We start from the raw sequence: 23,597 nt of genomic DNA on the forward strand, positions 1-23,597 counted from the left end.
GTGCCCCCAACCGGCCCAGTCCGCCCGCGACGAGTCCACTCGACGCGTGGTTTGCGCTGTTCAGCGCCCGAAACGGCGGCTTCGCTGCGAGAAGTCCCGCAGCGCCCGCAGGAAATCGATGCGCCGGAACTCCGGCCAGTAGGTGTCGGTGAACCAGATCTCCGAGTACGCCGACTGCCACAAAAGGAAGCCGCTCAGGCGCTGCTCGCCCGAGGTGCGGATGACCAGATCCGGGTCCGGCTGCCCCGAGGTGTACAGGTGGCCGCCGATGGCCTCCGGCGTGATGCGATCGGCCATGTCCGCCGGCGCCACGCCCTCCTCGGCCGCATCGCCGACGATGCGGCGCACCGCATCCACGATCTCCTGCCGGCCGCCGTAACCGACGGCGATGTTGACCTGGATGCCGGTGTTGCCGGCGGTGAGCTCCTCGTCGCGGCGCAGGCGCTGCGCCATGGCGTCGGGAAGCAACTCCAGATGCCCCACCATCCGCAACCGGATGTCCTCGCCCGCACCCGCGAGCTCGTCGGCGACGTCGCCGATGATGTCGAACAACAGCTCCAGCTCGTCGGCCGACCGCCGCAGATTCTCGGTGGACAGCAGGTAAATGGTCACCAGGCCGACATCCTGCTCAGAACACCAGGACACGAACTCCGCGATCTTGCGGGCGCCGACCCGGTGGCCGTGGCTGACGTCGGTGAAACCCGCCTCGCGGGCCCACCGGCGATTGCCGTCCGCCATCACCGCAACGTGATTCGGGCGCGGCAGACCCGCCAGCGACCGGGCGAGCCGGCGCTCGTAGAGCGGGTAGGCGAGGCGGCCGAGCACCCGCGGCATGTGGAACGGTTTCACGCGGCTGAGTCTACCGGGCCGCGCGGAAAACCGGATCAGGCCTGCTGGGGACCGTCGCCGCGGGCCTCGCGGCGGGCGCGCACGGCGCCGGCCAGCTCGCGCAGCAGCTCGTCGGTGGTGCCCCAGTCGATGCAGGCGTCGGTGACCGACTGGCCGTAGGTCAGGCCCTCGCGGCCGTTGACCACCTTCTGGTTGCCGGCCTCGATGAAGGACTCGACCATGATGCCGTCGATGCCGTCGTCGCCGTCCGCGATCTGTTGGGCGATCTCGCGGACGACCTCCGCCTGGCGGACCTCCGACTTGCCCGAGTTCGCGTGGCTGGCGTCGACCATGAGGCTGCGCGGCAGGCCGGACTTCTCCAGGCGCGCCTTCGCGTCGGCGATCGACTCCGGATCGAAATTCGGGCCCTTCGTGCCGCCGCGCAGGATGATGTGGCAGTTGGCGTTGCCGGCGGTCTCCACGACCGCGGCGCCGCCGTCGTCGTTCATGCCGAAGAAGAAGTGCGGGTTGGCCGCCGACACCAGCGAATCCACCGCGACCTGGACGTTGCCGTCGGTGCCGTTCTTGAACCCGATCGGCATGGACAGGCCCGACGCCAGCTGGCGGTGGACCTGCGACTCCGTGGTCCGCGCGCCGATCGCGCCCCACGCCACCGCATCGGCGATGTACTGCGGGCTGTTGGGCTCCAGGAACTCCGCGCCGACCGGCAGGCCGACCTGCAGGACCTCGATGAGCAGCTCGCGGGCCATGCGCAGGCCGTCGAGGATGGCGAAGGAGCCGTCCATGTGCGGATCGTTGATCAGGCCCTTCCAGCCCACCGTGGTGCGCGGCTTCTCGAAGTACACCCGCATGACCACGAGCAGGTCGTCCTTGAGCTCATCGGCGACGGCCTTGAGGCGGCGGGCGTAATCCACCGCGGCCTCCGGATCGTGCACCGAGCACGGGCCGACGACGACGAGCAGGCGATCATCCTCGTTGGCGATGACGTCGGCGATGGCCCGGCGGGCGACCTCCACGTCATTGGCCAATTCGTCGCCGAGCGGGACGTCGGAAAGCAACTGCTTGGGGGACGGCAGATCGTGGAACGCGACGACGCGCTGGTTCGAAGTCGAAGCCGGGTTTTCCAGGGAGGTCGGGGGCGTCATGGCCAGGGCCTTTCAAAGTGTCGGGTGATGTCTGCGCCGGTCGCCGCCCTCCGGCGAGGGGCCGGATACGACGAAAGGCAGCTACCCGGTGAACGGGTGCTGCCTTCGGGGCTCCGGCGTGCGCGTGGCGATTTCAGGGATGCATGGCTGACGGGGTCAGCTGCCGGAGCCCCTCATAAAATAAAATCGCCAGTTGCGCACGTCACAAATCCTAATCCTTGGAACGGCGATCCCGCAATTCGGGCTCCCCCGAGAAGCGGTCCTCCACCGTCGCCTCGCCGTCGACGCCGCCCGAATGGGAGTGATCCGCCATCGCGCGGTCGATCGCCTCGATGTCGAACGGATCCATGCCGTGGGCCTCCGCGAAGGCGCGGCGGCGGCGCATCCGCTTCATCCGGCGCGTCAGATCGAAGCCGATGATGAGGATGGTCACCAGCAGCAGCACGATGACCAGCAGGCCGATCGGCGACGCCTTGCCGAAGTCCGCGCCCATCGGGCCGACCGGGTTCTGCGCCAGCAGCGTCACATTCGCGGCCTCGGCCGCGGCGGCATTCCAGATTTCCATTGCCTGGGGCATGTCAGCCTTCATTCCTTATTGCTCTGCCGGGTCGATGCCCGCGAACAGGTCATCCTCCGGAAGGGACGTGCGCACCCGCGTGCGCGCCAACTCGAACTCCTCCGTCGGCCACACTCTACGCTGCACGTCCGTGGGCACCGCGAAGAACGGCCCGTTCGGGTCGATCTGGGTGGCGTGGGCGCGCAGGGCGTCGTCGCGGGCGTCGAAGAAATCCGCGCACGGGATCTGCGTGGTCACCCGCTCCATGATGTCGCCGCGCGTGGACACCCACCGCTTCAGCGGCTCGCCCAGCGGGCTGACCAGATCACGCTGCACGTAGTAGTCGTCCAGCGCCAGCAGGCGGCGGCGCACGAAACCGTGGGTGTAGTACATCTTCTTGATCTCCCACGGCTCCCCGAGCTCCGGGTAGACGTTCTCGGCCGCCTCGGTCCAGGCCCGCACGGAAATGATGTGCGTCATGATGTGGTCCGGATGCGGATACCCGCCGTTCTCGTCGTACGTGATCAGCACGTGCGGCCGGAACTCCCGGATCTCGCGGATCAACGGCTTGACCGCATCCTCGACCTTCTCGCGGGCGAAGCAGCCGTCGGGAAGCACCGGCGTCGGCGACCCCGCCGGCAGGCCCGAATCGACGAAGCCCAACCACCGGTGCTGCACGCCGAGGATCCGGGCGGCCTCGGCCATCTCGGCGACGCGCACCGCGGCGATGTCCGCCACGACCTCCGGCCGATCCATCGCGGGATTGAGGATGCTGCCGCGCTCGCCGCCCGTGAGGGTGACGACCATGACCTCATGGCCCTCCGACGCGTACCGCGCCATCGTCGCCGCGCCCTTGCTCGACTCGTCGTCGGGGTGGGCGTGGACGGCCATCAAACGCAAACTCATGCGGCTTCCTTCCAACCGGGTATCCGATCCGGTTCCCCATATCCTACGATCCGGCTCCCCACATCCTACGGGGCGCGGCCCCGGCCCCCGACGCCGGTCGCCGGGCCCCGTTCCGATACAGTTGGGGGCATGTCGGACACGAAGGCCTCCAACGCCGATCGCCGCCGCGATCGCGACAACCGAGCCAGCGCCGCCAAGCGCAGCGCCCGCTACGGCGACACCAACCGCCGCCTGCCGGGCAAGCTGATCGTCCTGGGCATCATCGGCGTGATCATCGTCGCCGGAGCCTACATCTTCGTGCAGATGAACCGCGTGTCCACGCCCGACGTCACCGCCTCCCAGGCCGGCTGGGCCCGCGAGGAGGGCCGCGAGGACGACGTCTTCATCTTCACCCTCGACGTCACCCGCGAGGACCCGTCGCTCGATTCGTACTGCGTCATCTACGCCCTCAACTACGATGTCGCCGAAGTCGGCCGCCGCGACGTGTTCGTGCCCGCCGGCGGACCGACCACCATCCGCATGGACGTGCCCATCCAGACCCGCGAACAGGCCGTCGCCGGCGAGGTCTACGGCTGCTCCACCGAAATCCCGGAGTTCCTGGGCCGGCAAGCGTCGTAAAGCAATCGCGGCGAGGCCCAGGGACCTCCCGAAAATTCCCGCGGCGAAATCGCCCGGCGGGGCGGTTAACGCAGCATGACGGCGCGGTGGTATCCTGACCCCGTTCACGGCCCCGGCTGGGGCCGATTTTTCATATTCCGGGCTGGCCAGCCAGCCGTTTCCGCCGACCGACGACCCGTCGGCCGGCGTTGCAGACCAAGGAGGCACCATGACCGACTCCAACAATCCCTGGCTCACGCAGGAGTCCTACGACAAGCTCAAGTCCGAGCTCGACGCCCTGTACGAGAACCGCCCGATCATCGCCGCCGAGATCAACGAGCGACGCGAAGAGGGCGACCTGAAGGAGAACGCCGGTTACGACGCCGCCCGCGAGCAGCAGGGCCAGGAAGAGGCGCGCATCCGCTACCTCGAGGACCTGCTCCAGCGCGCCACCGTCGGCGAGACCCCGCAGGAGTCGGGCGTCGCGCTGGTCGGCACCGTCGTCCACGTCTACTACGACGGCGACGAGGACGACACGGAGACGTTCCTCATCGGCACCCGCGGCGCGGACTCCTCCAACCCGAACCTGGAGACCTACTCCACGGATTCGCCGCTGGGCCGCGCGCTCGTCGGCGCCAAGGAGGGCGAGACCCGCACCTACAAGTCCCCCACCGGCGACGAGGTCGAGGTCACCCTGATCAAGGCCGAGCCGTACGACCCGGACTTCCAGGACTAGATTCCCGCGCATGCGAAAGGGCCCCGGTGAAAACCGGGGCCCTTCGCTTATGCCCGATTCGGGCTATCTCGCCGCTAGTCCCTGAAGTAGGACAGCAGGCGCAGGATCTCGATGTACAGCCAGACCAGCGTGACCGCCAGGCCCAGGGCGACGCCCCACGCGTAGTTGGCGGGCGCGCCGGCGCGGACCAGCTTGTCGGCCTGATCGAAGTCGAGCAGGAAGCTGAACGCCGCCAGACCGATGCACACCAGCGAGAAAATGATGGCGATCGGGCCGCCGTCGCGCAGCGGGGAGCCGACGCCGAACACGGCCAGCAGCAGGTTGCCCACGGCCAGGACCAGCACGCCGATGAGCGCGGCGGTCATGAAACGCGTGAACTTCGGGGTGACGCGGATGGCGCCCGACTTGTAGACCCACAGCATGCCGGCGAAGACGCCGATGGTCGCGATGACCGCCTGCGAGATCAGGCCGAAGCCGTTGGTGCCCGCGACGTTGAAGCCGGCGAACATGAAGCTGACGCCACCGACGAACAGGCCCTCGAGGGCCGCGTAGGTCAGGGTCACCGGGGCCGAGCCGTACTTCTTGCCGAAGGTGGAGATCAGCACCGTCACCAGACCGCCGATCGCGCCGACGATGGTGAGGATCATGGCGAGGCCCATGCTGACGTACGCCGCGATGGCGAAGTTGACCGCCGCGAGCGCGACGATGACCGCCAGCGTGATGCCGGTCTTCGACACCACGTCGTCGACCGTCATCGGGCGGGCATCCTGCGTCTGCTGCGGGGCGCCGTACTGGCCCTGGCCGTACGGGTCCTGGCCGTAACCGCCCGGGCCGTACTGCTGCTGCCCGTAGTGGTGGGCGCCGGCCTGGCCGCGGGCGACGGTCTTGGTGAGCGAGCTGAATGCGGGGTTACTGCTTTCGCGCACGTCGTCCTTCCTTCCGGCCTGCTAACGGCCGAGTATGAGTTGCCTTACGAGACGTATAACGGTCCAACCGCCCGAATTGTTCCCGATCGCGGGCATTTCCGCAGCGGGAAAATCGCGGCCGAATCGGAGCCGCCGGGAGGTACGATCGGGATACCGAAAGAAAAGACGACGAGGAGGAAGACCATGGCCGGCGACTACGACGCGGACACCACCGGAGACTTCGACGAGAACACCCTCGACGGGTCCGAGGGCCTCGACGCGGACCACATGACCGGCGACGGCGAGAACTACGTCATGGACCCGCCGGACCGCTGGCGCGGCGCCGACCCCCACGACACCCTCGACCGCCGCCTGGCCGAGGAGAAGCCCGACGTCGACGCCGACGAGGATCCGGACGTCGATCCGGAGATGCGCTACGGCGACGTCGACGGACACGAGCCCTTCGAATTCGGCGAGCAGGGCAATCGGGATCCCGACCACAGCCGCCGCCTGGGGTACACGGACAACTGACCGGGTGCGGCGCCGGGTCGTCGTCAAGCTGGGCCGTCGTCAAGCGGAAACGGCCCGGACGGCCCACCCGCCGCGTACCATCGCGGCCATGAACGCGACCACGATCGACACCGACCGCGCCCCCGGCGCGCGGGACATCCGCAACCCCCTGACGCCCGACGTCGTCGACCGGCTGCTCAAGCGCGCCTCCGTCGCCGGGTCGGACACCCGCACCATCTCCTCCCCCTTCACCGGCGAGCCCCTCGCCGACATCCCCGTCGGCGACGCCGCCGACGTCGAGCGGGCCTTCGAGCGCGCCCGCTTCGCGCAGGCCGCGTGGGCCCGCATCCCCGTCAGCTCGCGGCGCGACGTGCTCCACCGCTTCCACGACCTGGTGCTCACCCACCAGGACCAGCTGATGGACGTCGTCCAGGCCGAGACCGGCAAGAACCGCGCCTCCGCCTACGAGGAGGTCCTCCACGTCGCCATCACCGCCCGCTACTACGGCAACCAGGCCGAGGACCTGCTCAAGCCCGCCAAGGCCCACGGCGCGCTGCCGGTGCTGTCCGGCACGACGGTCTACCACCACCCCAAGGGCGTCGTCGGCGTGATCAGCCCGTGGAACTACCCGCTGACGCTGGCGGTGTCCGACGCGGTCGCCGCGATCATGGCGGGCAACGGCATCGTGCTCAAGCCGGACTCCACCACCCCGTTCTCCGCGCTGCTGGCCATCGACCTGCTCTACCGCGCGGGACTGCCGGAGGACGTCGTCCAGGTCGTGCCGGGCCCCGGCTCCGTCGTCGGCCAGGCGATCGTGGCCAACGCCGACTACCTCATGTTCACCGGCTCCTCCGAGACCGGCAAGTCCCTGGCCAAGCAGTGCGGCGAGCGCCTGATCGGCTTCTCCGCGGAGCTCGGCGGCAAGAACCCGCTCATCGTCGCCGAGGACGCGAACATCAAGTCGACGGTCGAGGGCGCGCGCATCGCGTGCTTCACCAACTCCGGCCACCTGTGCGTGTCCGTCGAGCGCATCTACGTCGCCGACGCGGTGTGGGACGAGTTCGTGCCCGCCTTCGCCGACCGCACCAAGGCCATGAGCCTGGGCGCCGGCTACGGCTGGGAGGTCGAGATGGGCTGCCTGCAGTCGCAGGGCCAGTTCGACATCGTGCAGAAGATGGTCCACGACGCCGTCGAGGCCGGCGCCACCGTGCTGGCCGGCGGCCGCGCCCGCCCGGACCTGGGCCCGCTGTTCTACGAGCCGACCGTGCTCACCGACGTCCCCGAGGGCGTCGAGCTGCTCACCGAGGAGGTCTTCGGCCCGGTCGTCGTCGTGCAGCGCGTCACCGACGCCGAGGAGGGCGTGCGCCGCGCCAACGATTCGCGCTACGGCCTCAACGCCTCGCTGTGGTGCTCGCCGTCGCGCGCCAAGGAGCTGGCGCCGAAGATCCAGGCCGGTTCCGTCAACGTCAACGACGGCTTCGCCGCGACGTTCGCCTCCGTCGACGCCCCGATGGGCGGCTTCAAGGAGTCCGGCGTCGGCCGCCGCCAGGGTGCCGAGGGCCTGCTCAAGTACACCGATTCCCAGACCGTCACCGTCCAGCGGGCGACGCCGATCTCCATGCCCGCGCTGGAGCGCGAGACCTACGCGAAAGTCTTCACCACGGCGCTGAAGCTGGGCAAGAAGTTCGGCGTCCTGCCCTGATCGACCCGAGCGCTGCGGCAGGCCGTTGCGCGAGCGCCGCACTTCGGGCGGCCGAGCAAAATCCCGGGCCGGTGATCAGTCACCGGCCCGGGGTTTCGCGGTGGTGCCCCCGGCGAGACTCGAACTCGCAACTCGCGGATTTTAAGTCCGCTGCCTCTGCCAATTGGGCCACGGGGGCGTGACGACGGCTCGCGCGCCACGCGGGCCGTCGCAAAGCACAAAGGAACCGGGCCCCCGACCGGCCGTACCGGCGGCGGGGACCCGGGGCCCGGCGCTACTGCGGCGCGCGGGCCAGCTTCTCGTCGACCAGGCCGGCGACGATGCCGTCCAGGATATCCTTCTCGCTGACGTGGAACTCCAGGGGCACGCCCGCGCGCGGGGCCCTGCCGGAGGCCTTGTCGCGGGACTTCGCCTGGGCCTGCGCCTCGGCGTTGACCGCCTCGAACATGTCCATCAGGCCGTCGATGACGATGACCCCGCCGGCGAAGACGTCGGCGCGGCCCGGGTGCATGACGGGGTTTTCCGCCAGCGTCCGGCGGTCGGTGTCCAGGACGGACTGGTTGAGGGAGCGCAGGGCGTCGAAACGCAGCGTGGACAGGTGGATCGCCGTGGGATCGTAGGTCTCCAGGCCCTGGGCCAGCGCCGACAGCGTCGTGTAGGTGCCCGCGCAGCCGACGATCGTGCGCGCGCCGGCCAGCGGCACGGCCTCGCGGACGCGCTCGGCCTGATCGGCGACGTAGCGGCGCGCCGCGTCGACCTGCTTGGCCGTCGGCGGCGAATCGACGAGGAAACGCTCCGTCAGGCGAACGCTGCCCATCGGCACGGACAGCGCGCCGTGGACGGCGCCGTCGTAATCGCCGACGATGACCTCGGTGGAGCCGCCGCCGACGTCGATGACGCAGAAGGGGCCCTCCTCCGGGTGCAGGTCGTCGACCGCGCCGCGGAAGGACAGCGCGGCCTCCTCGTCGCCCGAGATGACCTGCGCCTCCACGCCCCACTCGGCGAGGATCTCGCGGGTCATGGCGAAGAACTCGTCGCGGTTCGACGCGTCGCGAGAGGCGGACGTGGCCACCATGCGCACGGCCTCGACGCCCTCGGCGCGCATGAGCTCGGCATACCGGGTCAGCGCCCCGCGCACGCGCTCCAGCGCCGCATCGGCCAGGCGGCCGGTGGCGTCGACGCCCTCGCCCAACCGGACGATCTCCATCACCCGGTGCAGCTCGGTGAGCTCCAGCACGCCGTCGACGTCGCGCCGCACGTCCGTGATGAGCATGCGGATCGAGTTCGTGCCGCAGTCCACGGCCCCGAAGCGGGTCATCCGTCGCCCCTCTCGATGCCGAGCTCGGCGCACGTCGGCCAATCCTCCGGGATCGCCGTGCCGCGCAGGCCCGTGCCCTCGGCGGCCAGCGCCACGGACTCGGTGCCCAGGCGGAAGTGGTCCGGGCCCTCCGCCAGCGCGTAAGCGATGAGCACGTGCAGGCACTTCACGCGATCGGGCATGCCGCCGCCGGAAAAGTCGGTGCCCAGGTCCTCGATGGCGTTGCGCTCGCGCAGGTAGTGCTCGTGGGCAGCGCGGTAATCGGCGGCGAGCTCCTCGTCCTCGAGCAGGCGCGCGGACATGTCGCGCATGACGCCGGCGACCTCGAGGCGCGACGCCTCGGCGGTCAGGCGGGGGTCCGTCAGGTAGTGCAGCGTGGGGAACGGGGTGCCGTCGTCGAGCTTCGGCATGGTCTTGACCACGCCGGGCGCGCCGTCCGGGCACCGGTAGGAGATCTCCAGCACGCCACGCGGGGTGCGGCCGAGCTGGGCGGCCACGGCCTCGACGTCTGCGGGGTCAACGGTCATGTCGGCTCCTCCTGTCCCGGCCGCGGGGGCCGGGCCGATTCACGGGTACTTGAAAAAAGACTGCTTAACGACGACTACGGCCGCACCCCGAGAGGAGTCGGCCGAAACCTCACCCTACCGCCTCGCCGGCGGGCTATTCGATTCCGGGCCCGGGCTCTGCTCCGGGATCGGGTTCGGGCACCTGCTCGGGAACGGTCGGCAACCGGTCGGGCCGCGTCGCTTCGTCGCGCGCGGGGTTGGCCGGCTTTTCCTGCTCCGGCGGCAACGACACCGAATCCCACAGCTGCTCGTACCAGGGCTTCGCCGGCAGCGGCTCCTCCCCCACCGGATCCTGCCCGGTGACCGGGCCCAGCGCCGGGTCGATGATGCGGAACGGGGTCTCCCCCTCCTCCACCAGGCCCAGTCGGATGCGCGCCTGCTCCTGGATGTACCCGGGCTCGGAGAAACGCTCCTTCTCCGCCTGCAGTTCGCGGGTGCGCTCCTCCATCCGTGCGATGTTCTCCCGGGTCTCCGCCAGCTCGGCCCGCTGCTCGGCGAACGTGCGCAGCGGCATGGCCAGCGTCAGCACCAAAAAGACCAGCAGGCCCGCCATGATCAGCGCCTGGCGCGACGTCAGCGACCCCAGACCGCCCACGACCCGCCGATCCGACGCGGTCGCGGCGGATCCCCCTCGCCCTCGGCGGCCACGCGCTGTTTTGCCCATGCCCGGGATCATACCCGCCCGACCATGCCGAAAGGGGCCGGGCCGCCATGCGGCCCGGCCCCTTTTCACGGGCCTTCATCCGTCTCGCCCCGCCAGGGCCGTCACGCGGCCGGGGCGGGGTTCGCCGGGGTTACTTCTTGAAGCGCGGGAACGCCGAGGCGCCGGCGTAGACCGCGGACTCGCCCAGCTGCGCCTCGATGCGCAGCAGGCGGTTGTACTTGGCCACGCGCTCGGAGCGGGCCGGGGCACCGGTCTTGATCTGGCCGCAGTTCAGCGCGACGGCCAGGTCGGCGATGGTGGTGTCCTCGGTCTCGCCGGAACGGTGCGACATCATCGACTTGTAGCCGGCGTTGTGCGCCACGGCGACGGCCTCGAAGGTCTCCGACAGGGTGCCGATCTGGTTGACCTTGACCAGCAGGGCGTTGGCGGCGTTCTTCTCGATGCCCTCCGCCAGGCGGGCCGGGTTGGTGACGAAGAAGTCGTCGCCGACCAGCTGCACCTTGTCGCCGATCTGCTTGGTCAGCTCGACCCAACCGTCCCAGTCGTTCTCGTCCAGCGGATCCTCGATGGAGACGATGGCGTACTCGTCGACCAGGTCGCCGTAGACCTTGGCCATCTCCTCGGCGGTGTGCTTGCCGCCCTCGAAGTTGTACACGCCGTCCTCGTAGAACTCCGACGACGCGACGTCGAGCGCCAGCGCGACGTCCTCGCCCAGCTTGTAGCCGGCGGCCTCGATGGCCTCGTTGATCAGGTCCAGCGCGGCGCGGGTGGAGTCGACGGACGGGGCGAAGCCGCCCTCGTCGCCCAGGCCGGTGGACAGGCCCTTGTCCTTGATGACCTTCTTCAGCGAGTGGTAGACCTCCGCGCCCGTGCGCAGGGCCTCGGAGAAGGACTCGGCGCCGATCGGGGCGATCATGAACTCCTGGACGTCGACGCCGGAGTCGGCGTGGGCGCCGCCATTGAGGATGTTCATCATCGGCACCGGCAGGACGTGGCCGTTGGGGCCGCCCACGTACTGGTACAGCTCCAGGCCGGCGGACTGCGCGGCGGCGTCGGCGACGGCCATGGACACGCCGAGGATGGCGTTGGCGCCCAGGTTCTTCTTGTTCGGGGTGCCGTCCAGGTCGATCATCAGCTTGTCGATCTTGCGCTGATCATCCGCGAACTGGCCGATCAGCTCCTCCTGGATGTCGTCGAGGACGTTGTCGACGGCCTTCTGGCAGCCCTTGCCCTGGTAACGGTCGCCGCCGTCGCGCAGCTCGTAGGCCTCATGCTCGCCGGTCGAGGCGCCCGAGGGCACCATGGCACGGCCGATCGAGCCGTCCTCCAGGGCGACCTCGACCTCGACGGTCGGGTTTCCGCGGGAGTCCAGGATTTCAAGCGCGTTCAGTCCGATGATGGGGGCAGCCATAAGTCACCTTTCCGCCGGAACCCTTCCGGCCGTATGACTCCGATTGTGGCACGTTTGCCGGGATCGCGCCGCCACGGGAACCCCTCGCGCGAACCCCGAACGGGGGCCGCTTTACGACGCTTCGCCCACCGCACCCGAAACCGGGGTTAGGCCGCCTGGTTCAGCGCGTAATTCGCCGCGGCATCGCGGACGTCGCGCAGATACTGCTCCGACTGGTTGTACGACCGCACCGCCGACGCCCACCCTTCCGGGGTGGCGAGATCCCGGTCACCGGAACACAGCAGGCGCGCCGCGGACGCCGCGGCGTCGTCGATGTTGTTCGGGTCGGCGACGCCGTCGCCGCTGGCGTCGATGCCGTGGCGGTCCCAGGTCTCGGGGATGAACTGCATGGGCCCGACCGCGCGGTCGAACTCGGTGTCGCCGTCGAGTGCGCCGCCGTCGGTGTCGCGGATCTCCGCGAATCCCGGGGACCCGTCCAGCGGCACGCCGATGATCGGCGGGCGGACGACGCCGTCGGCCTGGATCTCGGCGGGCTTCATCCAGTTGCCCGTGTAGGTGCCGTGGCGCGTTTCCACCTGGCCGAGACCGGCCAGCGTGTTCCACGTCAGATTGCAGGTCGGCCACGATTCGGCTGCGATGACCTCCGCGTTGCCGTAGGCGCGCACCGCCGCCGAGGGAATGCGGGTGGCCTCGGCGATGGGCTGCGCCCACTGCGCCAGCTGATCGGCCGTGCGGCCGGGGGCGTGGACGTCGATGCGCGGCGCGGCCTCCGCGGCCGCCGGCGGGACGTTGTCCGGGATGGGCTGCTTGGTGAACGGCGCCTGCACCGGCCCCACGAGCATGGTCATCGCACCGATCATGGCGATGAGGATGAGGACGGCGAGCGTCGTAAAGCCGAGGCACCCGCACCCGGAGGACTTCCGTCCGCCGCGTCCCCGGGCATCGCCGGACCACGACGGCGCGCCGCGGCCACCGCCGCGCCGGCCGCCGCCACGGGGATCAGCGAAGTCGGACACGGGAGCCCATCCTACGGATCACGCCGCCCAACGTGGAAAGCGCAGGTCACTCCGGCGATTCGGACGCAGTGGCCGGGTCGCCGGCGTCCTGGGGCCCGTCGGACGAGTCCTGCGAGTCGGGCGAGTCCAGAGAGTCGAGGTGCGCCAGGAACTCGCGGGCGACGTAACGCGTGCGCGCCTCCGAGCCGGACTCCAGCTCCAGGCCCGGCGTCGGGCACATCAGCTCGACGGGGATGTCCGAATCGGGCATGCCCAGGGCGCGGGCGCGGCGGATGGCCTCCTCGGCCAGCGACAGCGCGGGAAGGTACTGCGCCGGCTGCGAGCGCGGGCCACCGCGGCCGGCGTCCCACGCGGCCTCCTGCTCGTCGAGCGGCATGAGCCCGGCATCCTCGCCGAGATCGCGGGAGCCGTCGAACAGGTAGGGCTTGCGCAGGCGCATCTTGTCCACGAACGCGCCGGCGACGTCGTCGATGTCGAAGTCATCGGCGACCTCCGCCTGGAACAGCACCTGCAGCAGCAGATCCGACAGCTCGCCGCGGATGTCGCCGCCCTCGTTGACGGCGTCGATGAACTCGAACGCCTCCTCGATCAGGTACGGCAGCAGGCTGGCGTGGGTCTGGCCCGCCTCCCACTCGCCGGTGCGGCGGGCGGCGGCCATGACATCGATGGCCTCGGCCATCTGCGGAAAACGCTCGCCGGTCGCCGCGGACGCGACGGGCGCGGCGGGTGCCGCAGTGGCTGCGGGAGCGGCCGCAGGAACCGGAGCGGATGCAGCGGGGGCCGGGGCGTCATCGAGGCCGACGCTGAAGACCTTCTCCCCCGCGGCGATGCGGTCGAGGACGTCGTCGTTGTCCACGTCGGTGGTGACCAGCACCTCCGCCGTCGACGACGAATGCCCGCCGGCGTCGGCGATCGCCCACCGGACGCGGATCGGCACCTCCTCGGTGTAGGCCACCTCCCCGCACAGCAGATTCGCCGCCTCCAGGGGAATTGCGGTGGGGAACCGCGGGTCCAACACGATGATGGTCATTTCCGATCCTTTCCGCCGTTGGCGCCGCCGACGATGTCCATGACGGGAATACCCGCCATCCCGGTCAGGAAATCCGCGACCCACTGCACCAGCGCGACATCGCGCACGGGCTTGGCGCGCAGGCCCTTCCCTTCCTTCGGAACAGCCACGGAAACGGTCCGCGTCGCGGGCCGGTACGTCGATTGCGGATGCAGGCGCTTCAAACGCACCTGCTTCGAATCGGCGAGCTCCATGGGGCCGATCTTAATGTGCGAACCCGCCGCCTGAACTTCATGCACGCCGAATTCGCGGCAAATAATTCGCAATCTCGAAATCGCCGCCAGGCGCTGCACCTCGATCGGCGGCTCGCCGTAACGGTCGACGAGCTCGTCGAGGACGACGTCGATGTCCTCCATGGCCTGCGCCGACGCGAACTTGCGGTACGCCTCCAGGCGCAGCCGCTCCGAATCGACGTAGGTGGCGGGAATGTTGGCGTCGACGGGCAAGTCGATGCGGATTTCCTTTGGTTCCTGCGCCGAGGCGTCGGGCGTTTCGCCGTCGGCCACCGCCTTCATCGCCGCGACGGCCTCGCCGACCAATCGGACGTACATATCGAATCCGACGCCGGAAATGTGGCCCGACTGTTCGGCGCCGAGCACATTTCCCGCCCCGCGCATTTCCAGGTCCTTCATGGCCACCGCCATTCCCGCGCCGAGATCATTGTTCTGCGCGATGGTGGCCAGGCGGTCGTAGGAATTCTCCGTCAGCGTCTGATCCGCCGGGTAGAGGAAATAAGCGTAGGCGCGCTCGCGGGAACGGCCCACGCGGCCGCGCAGCTGGTGCAGCTGCGACAGGCCCATGTGGTGGGCGTTTTCCACGATGAGCGTATTGGCGTTGGCGATGTCCAGGCCGGTCTCCACGATCGTCGTGCACACGAGCACGTCGAATTCGCGGTCCCAGAAGCCCTGGACCGTGCGCTCGAGCATCTCCTCGCCCATCTGGCCGTGGGCGACGACGACGCGCGCCTCCGGCACGAGGTCGCGGACCTTCTGCGCGGCCTTGTCGATGGTGGCGACCTTGTTGTGCAGGTAGAACACCTGGCCGTCGCGCAGGAGCTCGCGGCGGATCGCGGCGGCGATCTGCTTGTCGGACTGCGCGCCGACGTAGGTGAGCACCGGGTGGCGGTCCTCCGGCGGGGTGAGGATCTGGCTCATTTCGCGGATGCCCGCCATGGACATCTCCAGGGTGCGCGGGATCGGCGTCGCGGACATGGTGAGCACGTCGACGTGGTTGCGCAGCGCCTTGATGTGCTCCTTGTGCTCGACGCCGAAGCGCTGCTCCTCGTCGACGATGACCAGGCCCAGCTGCTTCCACGACACGCCGGTCTGCAGCAGGCGGTGGGTGCCGATGACGATGTCGACGGTGCCTTCGGCCAGCCCCTTGATGATCTCCTTCGACTCGCGCGTCGACGTGAACCGGCTCAGGCCTCGGATCGTCACCGGGAAACCCTCCATGCGCTCGGAGAACGTGGCCAGGTGCTGCTGCGCCAGCAGGGTCGTGGGCACGAGCACGGCGACCTGCTTTCCGTCCTGCACCGCCTTGAACGCGGCGCGCAGCGCGACCTCGGTCTTGCCGTAGCCGACGTCGCCGATGAGCACGCGGTCCATCGGCGCGGGCTTCTCCATGTCCGACTTGATCTCCGAGATCGCGGTGAGCTGGTCCTCGGTTTCGGCGAAGGGGAAGTTGTCCTCCATCTCCGTCTGCCAGGGCGAGTCGGGGGCGAAGGCGTGGCCGGGCGCGGCCTGCCGCTCGGCGTAGAGCTTGACCAGCTCTTCGGCGATTTCGCGCACGGCTCCGCGGGCCTTGCGCTTGGTGGTCTTCCAGTCGGAGCCGCCCATCTTGGACAGGGTGGGCCGCTCGCCGCCGACGTAGCGGGTGAGCTGGTCCAGGCTCTCCATGGGCACGTAGAGCTGGTCGGGCGGCCCGCCGCGCTTGCCGGAGGCGTACTCCAGCACGACGTATTCGCGCCGCGCCTGGTCGTCGCCGGTGCCGATGGTGCGCTCGGTGAGCTTGACGAATCGCCCGATGCCGTGGGTGTCGTGCACCACGAAGTCGCCGGCTTCCAGCGCCAGCGGGTCGACGCGGTTGCGGCGCTTGGCGGGTTTGCGGCGCCCGCCGCCGATGTCGGTGACGCGGTTGCCGGTGACGTCGGCTTCGGCGATGACGGTCAGCGCGCCGCCGTCGGTGCGCGGGAACACCAGGCCGCCGTGGCTGACGCCCTGGTAGACGGTGATCCGCCCGGGTTCGGGGTATTCGGGCCCCGTGGCGATGCGGCACGCGATCCCCGCTTCGCGGAACTTCTCCGCTTGACGACGAACCCCCGCCGGCGTGCCCGCGATGTACGCGACGCGCTGACCGTCCACCGTGGCCTCTCGGAGCTGGGCCATCATGGCGCCGATGGCCTTGAGGTCGCCGCGCGGTTCGGGGCCGGGCTCGTACGTCAGGGGCAGGACGTCGTCCTCGGTGGCGCCGCCGTCGAGCATGCCGGGCGGCGACACCGACCACCACGGCGCGCGGCGGACTTCGTCGAGGTGGCGGTAGGCGCTGGCCTCCAGCCCGTCCGACGGGATGGGTGCGCCGCCGCCCATCGCGGCGGTCTCCCACGCCGCCGCCATGAACTCGTCGCCGGTGGCGATGAGATCGGCCGCGCGCGAGCGGATCCGCTCGGGACCGCAGAGGAGGGTGTGCGCGCCGTCGGGAAGCAATTCGGTCAGCGGCACCAGCGGCCGTTCGGTGAGCAGCGGGATGAGGGCCTCCATGCCATCGACCCACTGCCCCTCCGAAATGCGCACGAGCATTTCCTGCACGTCGCCGGAGCGCTCGTTGGCGAGCTCCCCGGCGCGGGCGCGGACGGCGTCGTCGAGAAGCAGCGCGCGGCAGGCGTGGACCTCCACGGCCCCCATCGGCCCGGCGGCCTCGTCCTCCGGGATGGTGCGCTGGTCGCCGACGGAGAACAGGCGCAGCTCGGTGACCTCGTCGCCCCACAGCTCCACTCGCACGGGGTTTTCGGCGGTCGCCGGGAAAACGTCGACGATGCCGCCGCGCACCGCGAACTGCCCGCGGCGGCCGACCATGTCCACCCGCGAGTAGCCGTGGCGCTCGAGGCGCTCCGGCAGATCCGGGACCTCCTCGTCGACGGCCAGGCGGATCGGCTCCGCGCCATCGTCGAGCACCGGCTGCACCAGCGAACGCACCGCCGCGACCACGACGCGCACCTTCCCCGACTTCACCCCGGCCAGCACCGCCCGGCGCGTGGCCACCGTGTCCACCGCCGGCGACAGGCGCTCATGCGGCAGCGTCTCCCACGACGGGAACATCGCCGCCGCCTCGCCGAGCATCGCCCGCAGCTCCGCAGTGAGGTCCTCCGACTCGCGGCCCGTCGCCGTCACCGCGAGCACCGGCGTCTTCGCCGCCATCGCCGCAATGAGCTGCGGGCGGACGCGGTCGTTGCCCGTCAGGTGCAGCTCCGGGTCACCGAGATGCTTGACGACGCCCCTCAGCTGCGGCTCCCCCGCCACCACCTGTGCAACGCCCGACAACGGGGCGATCATCGCGCCCGCCATCAGGCGTCTCCCCCGCGGTCGCGTCGATCGAGGTCATTTCCAGCGACGTCGGCTCCATCGTGGCGGGCTCCATCGCGGAGGTCTCCCCCGCGGCGCACGCGCTCCGCCGGATCCGCCTCGGCGCCGGCACCGAACACGGCACCCTCCTGCGCCGCCGGACCTTCGACATCGCCGCGCAGCACCGGAGACGCCTCCATCCCCGCCAGGCCGTTCCAGCAGAGGTTGACGATGTGCGCCGCCACCGTCTCCCGATCCAGCGCCGGCCCATCCTCCGTGGACGTGCGCTCCTCCAGCCACCACTGCGCCGTCTGCGACACCATCCCCACCAGCGCCTGCGAATAAAGCACCGCCGGAGCCTCGTCGAGGCCCGCGCGGGAAAACGCGGCACCCAAAATGTGGGAGACACGGCCGGTGGCGTTGCCCAGCAGCGTCGCCATGCCCGTGTTGGACCCCGGATCGCGGGCCAAAATGGTGAACCCGTCCGTGTGCTCCTCCACGTACGTCAACAGCCCCACGACCGTCCGCTCGATGCGCGCACGCGACCGGCCGCGCGAAATCGAATCGGCGATGACGCGCTCCAGGCGCTCCATCTCCTCGGCCACCACCACGCGGTACAGACCATCCTTCGTGCCGAAATGCTCGTAGACCACCGGCTTCGACACCCCCGCCCGGGACGCGATCTCCTCCATAGACGTGCCATCGAGACCACGCTCGGCGAACGTTGCGCGGCCGATGTCGAGGAGCTGCCTGCGACGCTCCGGCCCGCTCATGCGCCGACGGACGCCATTACCCGGATTACCCATGCCCCCGAGCCTATCGCGAGCCCGCCGCCGCGCCCGAGCGCGGGGCGTGGCGTTCACTATTGCTAGTCTGATGCGCGGTGCATGCGCGAAACGATCTGCGGCGGCGCCGGTCCCCCGTGGTGTAATGGCAACACTCCTGATTTTGGTTCAGGCATTTCAGGTTCGAGTCCTGGCGGGGGAGCTTTTCATGGGCGCCGCACGGCATGTGCGCCACCGGTCATGCGCGCCTCAACCCTTGTGCGCCACAAGGCCCGCAGCCGCGTTGGCCTTCGCCGCGCGCACTCCAGCACCGCCCGCAGGCGCTGAGGGGCATACAGCGACACTTTCGCGTTTGCGCTGGTCAGGGCGGCGGCGATCGTCGCCAAGCAAGGCGAGAACCACCGCGAAGCAAACCTGAGAAAACCTATTCAAGAACATCCCGTACGTGGCCGTCGACTCGGACACGCACGGGATGAGATTGAATTTTCGGACCCCATTTTCTTCAAGATCATCCCGTGGAAGACCGTCAGCCAGGACACGCACGGGACGAAATTGAATCGATGGGTCGACACCAATGACTTTCGGCGTCGCGCAGGGCTGGTTGGCGCTGGAACAGGGCCGAGACGGACCGAAACGGCAGGGCCAACTCCCCACGTTGGGCGAATCGACGGGGCCATCTCCCCAAGTTGGGCGGAGGTGGCCCATCCCTTGCTGGATCGGGTTAGGGAACACTTGGTCGAAAAGCGGGGATGAAGGCCGATAACCTGCGTGCATGGCGCTCTACGACAAGCTGGTCTCCCCGGCCGACACCTCCGACATGCCGGACGCCGTCGCCCGCGACGTCCCCGCCAACGGCATGAAGTTCATCGCGGCCAACGGCCTGCAGAACGCCGGCGACCAGGTGATCAACGCGAAGACGGTGCTGCCCTGGCTGCTGACGGCGCAGGGGGCGCCGGGCCTGGCCATCGCGCTGCTGGTGCCGATCCGCGAGTCGCTGTCGATGCTCCCCCAGGCCGCGCTGACGCCGTGGGTGAAGCGCCGCGCGCACCGTAAGTCGGTGTGGGTGCTCGGCGCGATCACGCAGGGAGTGATGGCGCTGGTCATGGCGTTGGCGGCAGCGGTGCTCGATGGGACGGCCGCGGCGGTGGCGATCCTCGCGGCGCTGGCGGTGTTCGCGCTGGGCCGGTCACTGTGTTCGATCGGGTCGAAGGACGTGCAGGGCCGCACGATCCCGAAGGGCCAGCGCGGGCAGATCACGGGCTTGGCGACGGTCCTGTCCGGCATCGTCGCCATCACCCTCGGCCTCGGGGTCCGCTGGCTCGGCGGCGATGATCTGCCCACGTCCGTGCTGACCTGGATGATCGCCATCTCCGCGGTGGCGTGGTTCATCGGCGCGGTGGTCTTCCACCGGGTCACGGAGCCATCGGGCGAGACGTCGGAGGATTCCGCGGGGTCGTGGGTGAAGGAGTCTTGGGCCTTGCTTGCCGACGATGCGCCCTTCCGCAATTTCGTCATCGTCCGTTCGCTGCTGCTGGTCTCCGCCCTGTCGCCGGCGTTTTTCGTGTCGCTGTCGGCCGAGCGTGCGGGCGGGGAGCTCTCGGGGCTGGGCCCCTTCCTCATCGCGTCGGGTGCGGCGGCCATTCTCGGCGGGCAGGTGTCGGGGAAGTTGAGCGACAAGTCGTCGAAAAGCACCATGACCTGGGGCGCCGGCCTGGCGTCGGTGATCCTGCTGGCGGTGATGGCGCAGGTGACCTTCGCCGTGGACTGGTCGGCGTGGGCGCTGCCGGCGGCGTATTTCCTGATCACCCTGACGCACACCGGCGTGCGCGTCGCCCGCAAGACCTACGTCGTGGACATGGCGGAGGGCGACCAGAGGACCACGTACGTCGCGGTGGCGAACTCGGCGATGGGCGTCATTTTGCTCGCGACCGGCGCGATTTCGGGCGGCCTGGCGATGCTCGGGACGATGTGGGCGCTGGGGTTCTTCGCCGCCCTCGGCTTCATCGGCGTCGCCATGGCGCGTGCGCTGCCGGACGTGTCGGCGGGCCGCGACGGGTAGGGTTTCCGGGGTATCCCACGACGAACGCACGAGGAGACCCACATGAGCAACGGCACCGGCACGCCCACCGCCGTCGTCATCCTGGCCGCCGGTCAGGGCACCCGCATGAAGTCGGACACCCCGAAGATGCTGCACGGCATCGGCGGGCGCACGATGCTGGAGCATGCGCTGCATGCGGCGCGCGGCGTGGATCCGCAGCAGATCGTCGCGGTCGTCGGGCATCAGCGCGAGAAGGTCGTTGAGGCCATCGGCGCGTGGGCCGAAACGCAGCCGGAGGGGTCGCTGCCGGGCGGCGTGGGCATCGCCCACCAGGCCGAGCAGAACGGCACCGGGCACGCCGTGCAGTGCGGCCTGGACGATGAAGCGCTGCGGGATTTCGAGGGCACCGTGCTGGTGACCACCTCGGACGTGCCGCTTCTCGACGCCGAGACGCTCTCCGCGCTCCTGGCCGAACACAACCGGAAGCCGCGCGCGGCGGTGACGGTGCTGACGTCGACGGCGGAGAACCCGCACGGCTACGGCCGCATCATCCGCAACTCCGACGGCGAGGTGCTGCGCATCGTCGAGGAGAAGGACGCCTCCGACGACGAGCGGCGCGTCACCGAGGTCAACTCCGGCGTCTACGCCTTTGACGCGGCGACGCTGCGCCACGCGCTGACGCAGCTGAACACCGACAACGCCCAGGGCGAGCTGTACCTCACCGACGTCATCGGCATCGCCCGCGAGGCCGACCGCTCCGTGCGCGGCCACCGCCTCGACGACGCGATGGTCGTCGCCGGCGTCAACGACCGCGTGCAGCTGGCGACGCTGGGCGCCGAGCTCAACCGCCGCCTCAACGAGAAGGCCATGCGCGGCGGCGCCACCATCGTCGACCCCGCCACCACGTGGATCGACGTCGATGTGCAGGTCGGGCGTGACGTGACCATTCTGCCGGGCACCCAGCTGCTGGGCGCCACGGTCATCGGCGACGGCGCGACCGTCGGCCCGGATTCGACGCTGCGCGACGTCACCGTCGGCGAGGGCGCCACCGTCTACCGCGTCCACGGCACCGACTCCGTCATCGGCGCCGGCGCCGAGGTCGGACCGTTCACCTACCTGCGCCCGGGCACCGTCCTCGGCGAGGAGGGCAAGCTCGGCGGCTTCGTGGAAACCAAGAAGGCCGTCATCGGCCGCGGGTCGAAGGTGCCGCACCTGACCTACGTCGGCGACGCCGAGATCGGCGAGCACTCCAACATCGGCGCGTCGAGCGTCTTCGTCAACTATGACGGCGTGAACAAGCACCGCACCGTCATCGGCTCCCACGTGCGCACCGGTTCGGACACCATGTTCATCGCCCCGGTCAACGTCGGTGACGGCGCCTATTCCGGTGCGGGTACTGTAATCAAGGACGACGTTCCCCCCGGGGCGTTGGCGGTCAGCGGTGGCCCCCAGCGCAACATCGAGGGGTGGGTCCAGCGGAAGCGGCCGGGCACCCCGGCGGCGGAGGCGGCCGAGGCGGCGCAGGCCGCGGCGGGCGATTCCGACGACCGGGGCAGCGACGCCCCGGGCACTGCCCCGTCCAATCCGGACGCCTCCGCGTAAGCCGAAGAACGACCAGGAAGGCCAGGCCGACTAGATGACCGGCGAGTGGATCGACAACCAGAAGAACCTCATGATCTTCTCCGGGCGCGCGCACCCGGAGCTCGGTGACGCGGTGGCGAAGGAGTTGGGAGTCGAGCTGACCCCGATGGCCGCCCGCGACTTCGCCAACGGCGAGATCTTCGTCCGTTTCGAGGAGTCCGTCCGAGGCTGTGACGCCTTTGTCCTGCAGGCGCACCCGGCGCCGCTGAACAAGTGGCTGATGGAGCAGTTGATCATGATCGACGCGCTCAAGCGCGGTTCGGCGAAGCGCATCACGGCGATCCTGCCGTTCTTCCCGTATGCCCGCCAGGACAAGAAGCACCGCGGCCGTGAGCCGATTTCCGCCCGCCTGGTCGCGGATCTGCTGAAGACCGCCGGCGCCGACCGCATCGTGTCGGTCGACCTGCACACCGATCAGATCCAGGGCTTCTTCGACGGTCCGGTCGACCACATGCACGCCATGCCGATCCTGGCGGACTACATCAAGGACAACTACTCGCTGGAGAACCTCTGCGTGGTCTCCCCCGACGCCGGCCGCGTGAAGGTGTCGGAGAAGTGGGCTAACACGCTGGGCGATGCCCCGCTGGCGTTCATCCACAAGACCCGCAGCGTCGACGTCGCCAACGAGATCGTGGCCAACCGCGTCGTCGGCGACGTCGATGGCCGCGTGTGCCTGCTCATCGACGACATGATCGACACCGGCGGCACCATCGCCGGTGCGGTGAAGGTGCTGCGCGAGGCCGGTGCGGCCGACGTCATCATCGCCACCACCCACGGCGTGTTCTCGGGCCCGGCCAAGGAGCGCCTGTCCAAGTGCGGCGCCCGCGAGGTCATCACCACCGACACGCTGCCGCAGTCGCACGAGGGCTGGGACAACCTGACCGTCCTGCCGATCGCCCCGCTGCTGGCGCAGACGATCCACGAGATCTTCGAGAACGGCTCCGTCACCACCCTCTTCGAGGGCCAGGCGTAGTCCCGGACCCGACCATGACCAGCGACCCCTCGCCCGTCTTCCGCACCGCCACCGAGGCCGATCGCCCGCTGATCCGCCGGCTCCACGAGCTGGCCGACTCGTGGGGCGATGAACCCGCCGAACGCGGCGAGAGCTTCGAAAAGGACGAAGCGCGCTACGTCGACCAGTGGTCGGCCGACGCCGACGGCGGCATCATCGTCGAGATCGGCGGGGAGGTCGCCGGGGGCGCCTGGTTGCGCCACTTCACCGAAGACAACCCCGGTTGGGGCTACGTCGCCGACGAGTACCCCGAGGTCGCCATCGCCCTGGAGTCCGAGCACACCGGCCGGGGTCTCGGCGGCGAGCTCATGCGGCGAATCCTCGACTTCGCGCGGGAGCAGGGTGCGCCCGGGGTGTGCCTGTCGGTGGAGGTCGGCAACGAGCGGGCGATCCGCTCGTACAAGAAGGTCGGTTTCGAGCTCGTCGGCGACGGCGATGACGGCGCCGGCGGGTACACCATGCTCTACCGCTTCTAACGCCGCACGATTTCGCCCGGCGCCGACCGTCGGGTAGCATTCCACGAGTTATGTCTCGGCGAGGGTGGCCCGAGCGCGCGCACCGCGCGAGCAACGGCCCCGTTATCGACGCGACGCATGCCCCACCAGGCCCCC

The 23,597-nt window shown here is 69.8% G+C and carries 21 protein-coding genes and 2 tRNA genes; 9 read left to right on the forward strand and 14 right to left on the reverse strand.

The genetic code is table 11. The features are described 5' to 3' along the window. Window positions 1–60: 60 nt before the first annotated feature. The 4 genes from ACFWGD_RS04805 to mca form a co-directional block, all read right to left on the reverse strand. Window positions 61–834, reverse strand: a complete 774-nt coding sequence (locus ACFWGD_RS04805) for an isoprenyl transferase (RefSeq protein ID WP_377777488.1) — start codon at window positions 832–834, stop codon at window positions 61–63. 50 nt (window positions 835–884) lie between these two features. After that, window positions 885–1,994, reverse strand: a complete 1,110-nt coding sequence (locus tag ACFWGD_RS04810; protein ID WP_377777434.1) for a 3-deoxy-7-phosphoheptulonate synthase — start codon at window positions 1,992–1,994, stop codon at window positions 885–887. Window positions 1,995–2,205: 211 nt separating this feature from the next. After that, complete coding sequence (locus tag ACFWGD_RS04815; RefSeq protein WP_377777435.1) at window positions 2,206–2,571, reverse strand: hypothetical protein; 366 nt, start codon at window positions 2,569–2,571, stop codon at window positions 2,206–2,208. A 15-nt stretch (window positions 2,572–2,586) separates the two neighbouring features. Continuing rightward, entirely contained in the window at window positions 2,587–3,456 is an 870-nt protein-coding gene (gene mca / locus ACFWGD_RS04820; RefSeq protein WP_377777437.1) for a mycothiol conjugate amidase Mca, read from the reverse strand. A 129-nt stretch (window positions 3,457–3,585) separates the two neighbouring features. On the opposite strand from mca, the gene ACFWGD_RS04825 reads away from it, so the two are divergent. Then, the gene (locus tag ACFWGD_RS04825) at window positions 3,586–4,074 is read left to right on the forward strand and encodes a DUF4307 domain-containing protein (protein ID WP_377777439.1); all 489 of its coding nucleotides are present in this window, start codon (window positions 3,586–3,588) and stop codon (window positions 4,072–4,074) included. 208 nt (window positions 4,075–4,282) lie between these two features. Continuing rightward, window positions 4,283–4,789, forward strand: coding sequence for a transcription elongation factor GreA (gene greA / locus ACFWGD_RS04830; protein ID WP_377777441.1), 507 nt, complete (start codon window positions 4,283–4,285; stop codon window positions 4,787–4,789). A 74-nt stretch (window positions 4,790–4,863) separates the two neighbouring features. On the opposite strand, the gene ACFWGD_RS04835 is transcribed toward greA, so the two are convergent. Then, complete coding sequence (locus tag ACFWGD_RS04835; RefSeq protein ID WP_377777442.1) at window positions 4,864–5,715, reverse strand: Bax inhibitor-1/YccA family protein; 852 nt, start codon at window positions 5,713–5,715, stop codon at window positions 4,864–4,866. Window positions 5,716–5,898: 183 nt separating this feature from the next. Between ACFWGD_RS04835 and ACFWGD_RS04840 the strand changes: the two genes are divergently transcribed. Both ACFWGD_RS04840 and ACFWGD_RS04845 read left to right on the forward strand, forming a co-directional pair. After that, a complete protein-coding gene (locus ACFWGD_RS04840) occupies window positions 5,899–6,225 on the forward strand; it encodes a hypothetical protein (RefSeq protein WP_377777443.1) in 327 nt (108 codons plus the stop codon). Between the two features lie 88 nt (window positions 6,226–6,313). Then, window positions 6,314–7,906 carry a succinic semialdehyde dehydrogenase gene (locus ACFWGD_RS04845; RefSeq protein ID WP_377777444.1) on the forward strand — a complete coding sequence of 531 codons (1,593 nt, stop codon included), beginning with the start codon at window positions 6,314–6,316 and terminating at the stop codon, window positions 7,904–7,906. 101 nt (window positions 7,907–8,007) lie between these two features. Here the strand turns inward: ACFWGD_RS04845 and ACFWGD_RS04850 are convergent. The 9 genes from ACFWGD_RS04850 to ACFWGD_RS04890 form a co-directional block, all read right to left on the reverse strand. Then, window positions 8,008–8,084: transfer RNA gene (locus ACFWGD_RS04850), tRNA-Leu, on the reverse strand. A 96-nt stretch (window positions 8,085–8,180) separates the two neighbouring features. Next, window positions 8,181–9,224, reverse strand: coding sequence for an exopolyphosphatase (locus tag ACFWGD_RS04855; protein ID WP_377777445.1), 1,044 nt, complete (start codon window positions 9,222–9,224; stop codon window positions 8,181–8,183). After that, entirely contained in the window at window positions 9,221–9,751 is a 531-nt protein-coding gene (locus tag ACFWGD_RS04860) for a DUF501 domain-containing protein (RefSeq protein ID WP_377777446.1), read from the reverse strand. Before ACFWGD_RS04860 ends, ACFWGD_RS04855 begins: the two co-directional genes overlap by 4 nt. Window positions 9,752–9,884: 133 nt before the next feature. After that, complete coding sequence (locus ACFWGD_RS04865) at window positions 9,885–10,454, reverse strand: septum formation initiator family protein (RefSeq protein WP_377777447.1); 570 nt, start codon at window positions 10,452–10,454, stop codon at window positions 9,885–9,887. Between the two features lie 130 nt (window positions 10,455–10,584). Then, window positions 10,585–11,865 carry a phosphopyruvate hydratase gene (gene eno / locus ACFWGD_RS04870; RefSeq protein WP_377777448.1) on the reverse strand — a complete coding sequence of 427 codons (1,281 nt, stop codon included), beginning with the start codon at window positions 11,863–11,865 and terminating at the stop codon, window positions 10,585–10,587. 146 nt (window positions 11,866–12,011) lie between these two features. Continuing rightward, window positions 12,012–12,713 (reverse strand): lytic transglycosylase domain-containing protein, encoded by a 702-nt coding sequence (locus tag ACFWGD_RS04875; RefSeq protein ID WP_377777489.1) that lies wholly within the window; start codon window positions 12,711–12,713, stop codon window positions 12,012–12,014. Window positions 12,714–12,927: 214 nt separating this feature from the next. Continuing rightward, window positions 12,928–13,911, reverse strand: a complete 984-nt coding sequence (locus ACFWGD_RS04880) for a MazG nucleotide pyrophosphohydrolase domain-containing protein (protein WP_377777449.1) — start codon at window positions 13,909–13,911, stop codon at window positions 12,928–12,930. Continuing rightward, complete coding sequence (gene mfd, locus ACFWGD_RS04885; RefSeq protein ID WP_377777450.1) at window positions 13,908–17,513, reverse strand: transcription-repair coupling factor; 3,606 nt, start codon at window positions 17,511–17,513, stop codon at window positions 13,908–13,910. The genes ACFWGD_RS04880 and mfd overlap by 4 nt, the downstream gene beginning before the upstream one ends. Beyond that, window positions 17,513–18,283, reverse strand: coding sequence for a TetR/AcrR family transcriptional regulator (locus ACFWGD_RS04890; RefSeq protein ID WP_377777490.1), 771 nt, complete (start codon window positions 18,281–18,283; stop codon window positions 17,513–17,515). Before ACFWGD_RS04890 ends, mfd begins: the two co-directional genes overlap by 1 nt. A gap of 143 nt (window positions 18,284–18,426) precedes the next feature. On the opposite strand from ACFWGD_RS04890, the gene ACFWGD_RS04895 reads away from it, so the two are divergent. The 5 genes from ACFWGD_RS04895 to ACFWGD_RS04915 all read left to right on the forward strand — a co-directional run bounded on the left by ACFWGD_RS04895 (window position 18,427) and on the right by ACFWGD_RS04915 (window position 23,462). Continuing rightward, window positions 18,427–18,497: transfer RNA gene (locus ACFWGD_RS04895), tRNA-Gln, on the forward strand. 570 nt (window positions 18,498–19,067) lie between these two features. After that, complete coding sequence (locus ACFWGD_RS04900) at window positions 19,068–20,354, forward strand: MFS transporter (RefSeq protein ID WP_377777451.1); 1,287 nt, start codon at window positions 19,068–19,070, stop codon at window positions 20,352–20,354. Between the two features lie 42 nt (window positions 20,355–20,396). Next, window positions 20,397–21,935: a bifunctional UDP-N-acetylglucosamine diphosphorylase/glucosamine-1-phosphate N-acetyltransferase GlmU gene (glmU, locus tag ACFWGD_RS04905; protein WP_377777452.1), complete on the forward strand. Its 1,539-nt coding sequence runs from the start codon at window positions 20,397–20,399 to the stop codon at window positions 21,933–21,935. Window positions 21,936–21,969: 34 nt separating this feature from the next. Next, window positions 21,970–22,947, forward strand: a complete 978-nt coding sequence (locus ACFWGD_RS04910) for a ribose-phosphate diphosphokinase (RefSeq protein WP_377777453.1) — start codon at window positions 21,970–21,972, stop codon at window positions 22,945–22,947. A 14-nt stretch (window positions 22,948–22,961) separates the two neighbouring features. Then, a complete protein-coding gene (locus ACFWGD_RS04915; protein WP_377777454.1) occupies window positions 22,962–23,462 on the forward strand; it encodes a GNAT family N-acetyltransferase in 501 nt (166 codons plus the stop codon). Window positions 23,463–23,597 lie beyond the last annotated feature (135 nt).

This window comes from Corynebacterium sp. NPDC060344 (assembly GCF_042725215.1).
Lineage (GTDB): Bacteria > Actinomycetota > Actinomycetes > Mycobacteriales > Mycobacteriaceae > Corynebacterium.